The sequence below is a fragment of the Solibacillus isronensis genome (assembly GCF_023715405.1).
In the GTDB taxonomy this organism is placed as follows: Bacteria; Bacillota; Bacilli; order Bacillales_A; family Planococcaceae; genus Solibacillus; species Solibacillus isronensis_B.
Genome location: NZ_JAMBOC010000008.1, coordinates 46,342 through 54,267 on the forward strand (window position 1 = coordinate 46,342; position 7,926 = coordinate 54,267).

The 7,926-nt window shown below is 39.0% G+C and carries 10 protein-coding genes and 1 rRNA gene; all 11 read right to left on the reverse strand.

The window, feature by feature from the left end; genetic code table 11:
• Positions 1-91: 91 nt before the first annotated feature.
• A complete protein-coding gene (gene rsmI, locus M3166_RS18200) occupies positions 92-964 on the reverse strand; it encodes a 16S rRNA (cytidine(1402)-2'-O)-methyltransferase (RefSeq protein ID WP_251691567.1) in 873 nt (290 codons plus the stop codon).
• The gene (locus M3166_RS18205) at positions 945-1,223 is read right to left on the reverse strand and encodes a GIY-YIG nuclease family protein (RefSeq protein ID WP_251691569.1); all 279 of its coding nucleotides are present in this window, start codon (positions 1,221-1,223) and stop codon (positions 945-947) included. The genes rsmI and M3166_RS18205 overlap by 20 nt, the downstream gene beginning before the upstream one ends.
• Complete coding sequence (locus M3166_RS18210) at positions 1,207-1,956, reverse strand: tRNA1(Val) (adenine(37)-N6)-methyltransferase (protein WP_251691571.1); 750 nt, start codon at positions 1,954-1,956, stop codon at positions 1,207-1,209. The genes M3166_RS18205 and M3166_RS18210 overlap by 17 nt, the downstream gene beginning before the upstream one ends.
• An 88-nt stretch (positions 1,957-2,044) precedes the next feature.
• The gene (gene yabA, locus M3166_RS18215) at positions 2,045-2,404 is read right to left on the reverse strand and encodes a DNA replication initiation control protein YabA (protein WP_079523146.1); all 360 of its coding nucleotides are present in this window, start codon (positions 2,402-2,404) and stop codon (positions 2,045-2,047) included.
• Between the two features lie 23 nt (positions 2,405-2,427).
• The gene (locus tag M3166_RS18220) at positions 2,428-3,243 is read right to left on the reverse strand and encodes a PSP1 domain-containing protein (RefSeq protein ID WP_008408311.1); all 816 of its coding nucleotides are present in this window, start codon (positions 3,241-3,243) and stop codon (positions 2,428-2,430) included.
• Positions 3,236-4,258, reverse strand: a complete 1,023-nt coding sequence (holB, locus tag M3166_RS18225; protein ID WP_427714233.1) for a DNA polymerase III subunit delta' — start codon at positions 4,256-4,258, stop codon at positions 3,236-3,238. Before holB ends, M3166_RS18220 begins: the two co-directional genes overlap by 8 nt.
• Positions 4,259-4,363: 105 nt before the next feature.
• The gene (locus M3166_RS18230) at positions 4,364-4,804 is read right to left on the reverse strand and encodes a YaaR family protein (RefSeq protein ID WP_251691575.1); all 441 of its coding nucleotides are present in this window, start codon (positions 4,802-4,804) and stop codon (positions 4,364-4,366) included.
• 134 nt (positions 4,805-4,938) lie between these two features.
• Complete coding sequence (locus M3166_RS18235; RefSeq protein WP_079523149.1) at positions 4,939-5,268, reverse strand: cyclic-di-AMP receptor; 330 nt, start codon at positions 5,266-5,268, stop codon at positions 4,939-4,941.
• A gap of 69 nt (positions 5,269-5,337) precedes the next feature.
• Positions 5,338-5,967, reverse strand: a complete 630-nt coding sequence (tmk, locus tag M3166_RS18240; RefSeq protein WP_251691577.1) for a dTMP kinase — start codon at positions 5,965-5,967, stop codon at positions 5,338-5,340.
• 19 nt (positions 5,968-5,986) lie between these two features.
• Positions 5,987-7,414 carry an aminotransferase class I/II-fold pyridoxal phosphate-dependent enzyme gene (locus tag M3166_RS18245; protein ID WP_251691579.1) on the reverse strand — a complete coding sequence of 476 codons (1,428 nt, stop codon included), beginning with the start codon at positions 7,412-7,414 and terminating at the stop codon, positions 5,987-5,989.
• 385 nt (positions 7,415-7,799) lie between these two features.
• Positions 7,800-7,915 (reverse strand): 5S ribosomal RNA (gene rrf / locus M3166_RS18250).
• Positions 7,916-7,926 lie beyond the last annotated feature (11 nt).

The window sequence follows — 7,926 nt, forward strand, 5'->3', positions numbered from 1 at the left end:
CGGTTAAGCGTTCACTAGTTTATGTAAAGTAAAGTATTATTTTACCAAATATGAAAAGCGTTGAAAAGTATGTTGACTTTTCAACGCTTTTTTATTGATGGTACGCCTGGTAAACATCACGTTTTGGTATGTTTCGTAATTTGGCTACTTCTTTAATGGCTTCTTTTGAAGATATTTGAGTTTCTTCTATTATATAAGTAACATGCTCATCCAATGACATGGTTGTCCAGTAAGCTTCTTCTTCATCGTCGATTTCACCTGAAGTATTGCCTTCCAGCACGATACAAAATTCACCGCGAATTTCATTTTCACTTGCCCAAATGATCGCTTCTTCTATTGTACCCCGCAAAAACTCTTCAAATTTCTTCGTTAATTCCCGTGCCAGTGTAATTTTGCGGTTACCTAATACGAGCTGTAAGTCTTTCAATGTTTCCTTCAAACGATGTGGTGCTTCATAAAAGATCAGCGTCTCTTCTCGCTTCGACAATTTTTCCAGCTGTTCTCTGCGTTCCTTTTTGCTTCGTTTTAAAAAGCCGAAGAAATAAAACGGCTGTGGAGAAAGACCGGATGCAATTAGAGCAGTTAAAGCGGCATTGGCTCCAGGGATTGGTACGACAGCAAATCCTTCTGCAATTGCTTTTACGACAATATCAGCCCCAGGATCCGAAATACAAGGTAAACCTGCATCACTTACTAATGCAATGGATTTTCCTTCTTGCAAATAGCCAAGCAGTTTCTCGCCACCTACTTCAATATTATGCTCATGATAACTAATAAGCGGTGTTTGAATATCGAAATAATTACATAGCTTTTTCGTATTACGTGTATCTTCTGCAGCAATAATATCGACTTCTTTTAAAATACGCAATGCACGCATCGTCATGTCTTCTAGATTGCCGATTGGTGTCGCTACTAAGTATAGACAGCTCCCTTGTTCATGCTGGCTACTTTTTTGTGAGTTCATCTGCAGCACTCCTTATATACTTTATTTTTTGGGGTCGCTTTAATTGTTTAAATGCATATTCAGCAGACATTGCCTGCTGTTTTGTTTCAAATGTTTCATAATAAATACACGTTACTGGCCCGCGTGCTCGTGTATATTTTGCCCCTTTACCTGCATTATGTGTTGCAATTCGCTTCTCTAAATTATTCGTATAGCCTGCATATAGTGTAGCATCACTACACTCTAGCACATAAAAGTAATGTTTAGTTTCCTTCTCCATATAAAAGTGCCCTCACTTCTGGCGTATACTCATTATTATCCTCATATACGTACAATGGTGGCAATACTTTTAAGTCCGGCTTGCCGTCTTTAATTGCTTCAATCAGTAATGTATTCGCTTCTTTCCCCCGTTTTGGATAAACAAACTGTATGCGCTTTGGCTCCAGCCGATTCGCTCGCATTGCACTAACAATATCCAAAAGTCTGCCTGGTCTGTGTACAAAGGCCGCCTTTCCGCCTTGTTTTAACAGACGGCTTGTTGCTATGATTGCCTCATCAAGCGTTAAATACAGCTCATGCCTAGCAATTGCATAATGCTCGCTCGTATTTTTTTCGCTCAACTCATGTGCCAAAAAATAAGGAGGATTACATGTCACAACATCATATTTTTCAATACCTAGTGTTCCAGGTGCATCTTTTACATCACCGAGCTGCATGTCGATCTGTTGTGCCAAGTTATTGTATGCAATACTGCGTGTTGCCATATCATGCAACCGCGGCTGTAATTCTACACCAGTAATTTTTGCATTTGTCCGCGCACTCAAAAAGAGTGGGATTACCCCATTGCCTGAACATAAATCAATAATATGTCCTTTATTTTTCGGGACTTGTACAAATCGCGCCAGTAATACTGCATCCAATGAGAACGAAAAGACGGATGGGCTTTGAATAATTCGTAAATCTTCCGCCAGTAAATAATCTAATCGCTCATCATCCTTCAACCATTGTTCCACTATTAAATCCTCCACTTAACTGCTATTTTAATCAGCCTTTTCTAAACAAAAGACTGATATCTACTTTAGCAGATTCAGCCTTTTGTTTTTAACCATTTTGTTTATTTAAAAATGATAGACAGAACAAACAATCTTCACCTTTACGTGAGCTTCCAAAATGCACGTGACATACATGGAAACCTTCATTATAAAGCCTTGCTAAATTATCGTACCCTTCGCCAATATCTACTGGTTCTTTTTTTAGCTCTTCTACTCTTTTACTTGCAGTTGCTTCATTCGCTAATAGTTCTTCTAAGCGCGTACGTAGGTGAAGGTTTTCTGTTTGAAGCGTCTGATGCTCCTCCATCATATGCGCAACAAATTGCTTAAGTGCGCTAAATTGCTGTTGCATTGATTCAAGCTGTTGTTCGAACTCCATAACAGTATCCAAAAAATTACGGTCCTTCACTCAAGCCACCCCATTAATTCTATCTATATCAGATTTTTCTCATATTGCATAAGCTCTTCAAGCGTATATTCAACCATACGCTCCTGCTTCGTCAAATATACTTGGATGAGTCGCTCTAATACATTTAATCCGACGACTTTGCCTTCGCCTTCTGGTGTCATTGATAAATCACCGATGTCTGGCATACCTTCTTTTGCAATTTCATAATCATCATTTTCGTATTTTAGACAACACATTAAACGTCCACATAATCCGGAGATTTTTGTCGGATTCAGCGATAAATTTTGGTCCTTTGCCATTTTAATCGACACAGGCTCAAAATCACCTAAAAATGTCGAACAGCAAAGCATTCTTCCACATGGCCCAATTCCGCCAAGCAGCTTCGCTTCATCGCGAACACCAATTTGACGTAGTTCGATTCGAGTACGGAATACACTAGCTAAATCCTTTACTAATTCCCGGAAATCTACACGTCCTTCTGCTGTAAAATAAAAAATAATTTTATTGCGATCAAATGTATATTCAACGTCAACGAGCTTCATATCCAACGAATGCTCAACAATTTTCGTATTCGCTAATTCAAAGGCACGTTTTGACTCAATAGTATTTTCTTCTACCTGGAAACGATCACGTTCATCGGCTGGTCGAACTACTTGTTTTAATGGTAAAACAACGTCATTCTCCCCGACTTGTCGCATTGGTACTACGACTTTGCCATATTCAATTCCCCGTGCAGTTTCTACGATTACATATTCGCCAACTTCCAAAATATAAGCGGCTGGATCAAAATAATATATTTTACCCGCTTTTTTAAAGCGAACTCCGACTACATTATACAAATGTATACCCCTCCTGAAGATTCAGCATAAGCTGTTCCATCAATAACGTACGATTCATATTACGATTTAAATTTGTGCGGGCCTGCAAAATAGACTGCATTTGGCGTGACAGCTTTTCATATGTCAACACGAGTGCCAATTCATTAAATCGTTGATACATATCGGGATACGTGCACTTTGCTTGCTGGTTCGCTTTAATCGCTACAATATCACGGTACGCAAACAGCAACAAATCCAGTGCTAGCTCCATATCTTCTTTTTCTTTGAAGAGTGGAAGCCATTCTTCATGAATATATAATAGTGCTTCATGAACATTTTGATGAACAATCTCTACTAATTTTAACACTGTTTTTCGTGCAAGTACAAATTGCTCATCATTTGCAAGTGCAATAGCTGTTTCAACATCATTTGTCACCATGCTTGTTGTCGATGCCATTGAATTTGTAATTCCCTGTTCTACCAGCTGATCCATCAGCGTCGTACGGGGCGCTTTAGCAAATTTAATATGCTGACAACGCGAACGAATCGTCGGAATGATAGATTGGATTTGCTCAGTTAATAAAATCGCTACGACCTGTCCGTCCGGCTCTTCTAAAAACTTTAAAAGCATATTAGCAGACGCAATATTTAATTTATCTGCATGATGAAGCACATAAATCTTTTTGCCTTCTTCAACACCTGTCATCTTCATTTCAGCAACTAAATCTCTTATTTGATCAATTTTAATAAATTGTCCTTCAGGCTCTACTTGCCAAATATTCGGATGATTTCCCGAATCGACTCGTCTGCAATTTCGACATGTTTCACATGGAACATTTTCTGACAAATTTCCGCAAAGAAGAAGTTTCATAAAAAAAGAGACGACATCTCGTTTACCCGTACCTTTTTCACCTTCAAATATATAGGCATGTGCTAAACGATTTTTATCTACAATTGTTTGTAGTTGCTTCATCACTACAGGTTGCAGCTTCGTAAGCTCTTCAATAGTTCGTGTCAATTCCCTCACCTTTTTCATTTCCTGCTTCTATTTATTTGAATGCCCCTATGTACAATTCAAACAATATATATTCTGCTTGGAAAAATGCCCGTGTCTAGTGCACAACAAAGACACGGGCATTTTTTACATATACAGATTTATTAAAAGTCCCTTAATCTCGCCAATTTTCGCCAATAAATCAATAGACTCTTTTTCTTCATTTAAAATATCTTCTGCCAATTCGACAAGACGCTCATCAATTGTTTCAACAATTTTTAAGCGGCGTCCTTCTCCAAAACGGTTCCATGTATGTGATTGCTTTGTCTCAAGCCCATAATCTACTGCTTCCTGTAAAAAACGTTTCACAAGCATTTTAAAGCGTGCTAATTCACGTAGATTCCGTGATCTTGCTACTCGGTCACCCGCTGTAGAAATATCACCCATTAATCTTGTGAGCTGCTCTGACTGCATTTTGGACTCTTGCTTTACAATCATGTCACCAAAGCGATTGCCGTTTTGATTTGCCGGACGCAAATCATTGCGATTCGCATTTAAATTTGTTCGGAGATCTTGATTAATCTTCATTACCATTCGCCTCCAAGAAATAACGCCCCACTATACTTACTACCGAACTCGGCTTTATAAACGCAATAATGATGGCTGCGCAAATTTACCAATACCGACAGGGGCTTCAATTTCTTTCAGTCTGTTGAAAGAAATTAAAAATGATGGAATTGTTCGATTGGTAATACAAATACAATCGCTCCTCCAACTTCAACTTCAACAGGGTACGGGATGTAAGAATCTGCGTTACCCCCCATTGGCGATACAGGAGCAACCATTTGCTCACGTGATCGACAGTTCTCACGAATAATATCTAATAACTTTGGAATTAAAGAATCATCCGTACCTATTAAAAATGTCGTATTCCCCGATCGTAAAAACCCACCTGTACTCGCTAACTTTGTCGCACGATAGTTGTTTTTTGTTAATGCATTCGATAAGCGGTTGCTATCTTGATCTTGCACTACTGCTACTACTAACTTCATCCGTACTCACCCCTTCATTGAATTGGTTCCTCTATTATATCATAAATAAAAGGTACACTTCATTTACTTTTACCCTAATAACGGATTTAAAATCCCCCATACCTCTTCTATCACCATTTCGATAGGCTGGTCGGCATTCACCATTTTAAAGCGCTCAGGGTATCGTCTCATTGCTTCCTCGTACCCTTCATATACTTTTTTATGAAATGCCAATCCTTCAGAATCTAATCGGTTAATTTCACCACTGCGCGTCGCATGAATGCGGGCTAATCCTTTTTCAGGTGCAATATTAAAGAAAACCGTTACATCCGGAAGTCGCTTTCCTATCGCAAATTCATTGATAGCAAGTACATCATTGACTCCGATTTCTCGTGCATAGCCCTGATATGCCAATGACGAGTCAATAAACCGATCGCATAATACATGCTTTCCTTCTTCCAATGCTGGTGTAATCTTTTCATAGAAATGCTGTGCCCGTGCTGCTGCATATAATAATGCCTCTGTCCGCTCATGCATTTCTGTATGGGCCGGGTCTAAAATAACCGCACGAATTTTCTCGGCGATTTCAATCCCGCCCGGCTCACGTGTAAGTAATGCCTCAATCTGTTTTTCTTTTAAACGCTCACCAATTGCTTTTAATACACTCGTTTTTCCGGCACCTTCCCCGCCTTCAAACGTAATAAATAAATTCCTTTGCATTTTTATATTCTCCCTGCATCTATATTATGACTTGTATTAATTTCTCCTGTAATCGGTGATCTCCTTGGAACAGTGCCCCGATAGCGAGTAGCCCCTCCAACTGACTAATTTGCGCTCCCGTAATTTTTTCACCTTGTACAAGTAATGGAATTCCAGGCGGATACGGAATAATTGTTGTAGCACAAATTCGTCCAACAGCTTGCATGTAAGGAATCCATTCTTTCTCTGCCTTTTCTATTTCCTCAAAGCTATACTCAGGTTGTGTAATCGTTATCGATTCGAAGCTTTCGATTTCATTTGTATTTTCAATGCATGGGAAGTTTTTTAAATGTGTATATGCCTCTTTCATACGGTTACATAAATCCTCCGTAGTTGAATAAGAGTCCTCCTGCTTTAATAACGGTAAAATTAAAAGCACTTGCTTTGCATCTGCCAACTCTACATATACATGTAATTTTTCCAGTGCTTCTTTTAATTGAAATCCTGTATAACCTGGAGCACGGACTAATAGTTTTAATGAATCATTCACTTCAACAACCTGTAAGTCCGTTGCCATTGTCAAAGACTCAATAAATTGCTGGCGTTTCTCTATAAAATATGCATAATCAGTTTCCGTATAGTTCGTCACATAACTTCTTGCATCGTCAAGGGAAGCTAATAATAAATACGATGGACTACTCGATTGTAACATACGTAAATAGCGGTTTACTTTCTGCTCGCTTACTAACGATGATTTCATATGTAAAAAGGAAGCCATTGTCATAGCGGGTAATGTTTTATGAGCTGACTGTACAACAATATCTGCACCTAGCTCCAATGCTGAAGGAGGCAGCTCCTCCGATACGGTTAAATGTGCACCATGTGCCTCATCAACTAAAACTGGAATCTTATATGCGTGGCACAATTCAATTTGTTCCGCTAAATCATTTGCTGTCACCCCGTAATAAGTCGGATACGTAAAAATAGCCGCTTTCGCATGGGGATAGCTTTCTATCGCTTGCTCTAATGTCTCCAAATCGATACAACTTGCTGTCTGACTTTTTATATCCCACTTTGGTGAAACATATACAGGATTTATTCCTACAAGTTCCAATGCATGAAAAATAGATTTATGTGCATTTCTTTGAACAAGTACTGTATCTCCTTTTTCACATGTTGCATAGATCATTGCCAAGTTTCCAACTGTTGAGCCATTCACTAAAAAGAAACTCCGACCTGCCCCATATGTAGATGCGAGGAGCTGCTCTGCCTGTTGAATGGCTTCTTCTGGATGATGGAAATCATCCAGCCCAGTCAGTTCGGTTACATCATATTTTAATGCCTGTTTAATTTCATTTGGCAAATTCGAAAGCAACCCATTTTTATGCCCAGGCACATGAAAAGATTGTGGATCATCCCCAACAAACTTTTCTAATGCTTGAACGATTGGTCGATCATTGTTCACCATGTTCACCTCATTTTCATCGTCCTTCTATTATAAGACGCATCCACCTTTCAGACCACCATTGGCATTAGAAATGAAAAACTAGCTAACACTGATTTGTTAGCTAATAATAAATCCGATATTGGTTTCTTATAAATTGATAATTGAATTACTACTTTCATCACTATCCTTAACAACTGTACACGCCACTGCTTCCAGGTTTTTGTTTTCCAAACGTTCAACTATTAATACATCTTTTGCTGTTAGTCGTTGTAATTGCCCTTTACTACACACTCAACCAACTTTTCTTGAAGAACTACAATTGTTACTGCCAGCATTGGAATAATATATAATAAAAGTTTTTAAACAAAACAAAAAACCCACTGATTTCTCAGTGGGTTTTGCATGTGCGAAGCGACGTCCTACTCTCACAGGGGGAAGCCCCCAACTACCATCGGCGCTAAAGAGCTTAACTTCCGTGTTCGGTATGGGAACGGGTGTGACCTCTTTGCCATCATCACTTCACTATAGTGGGC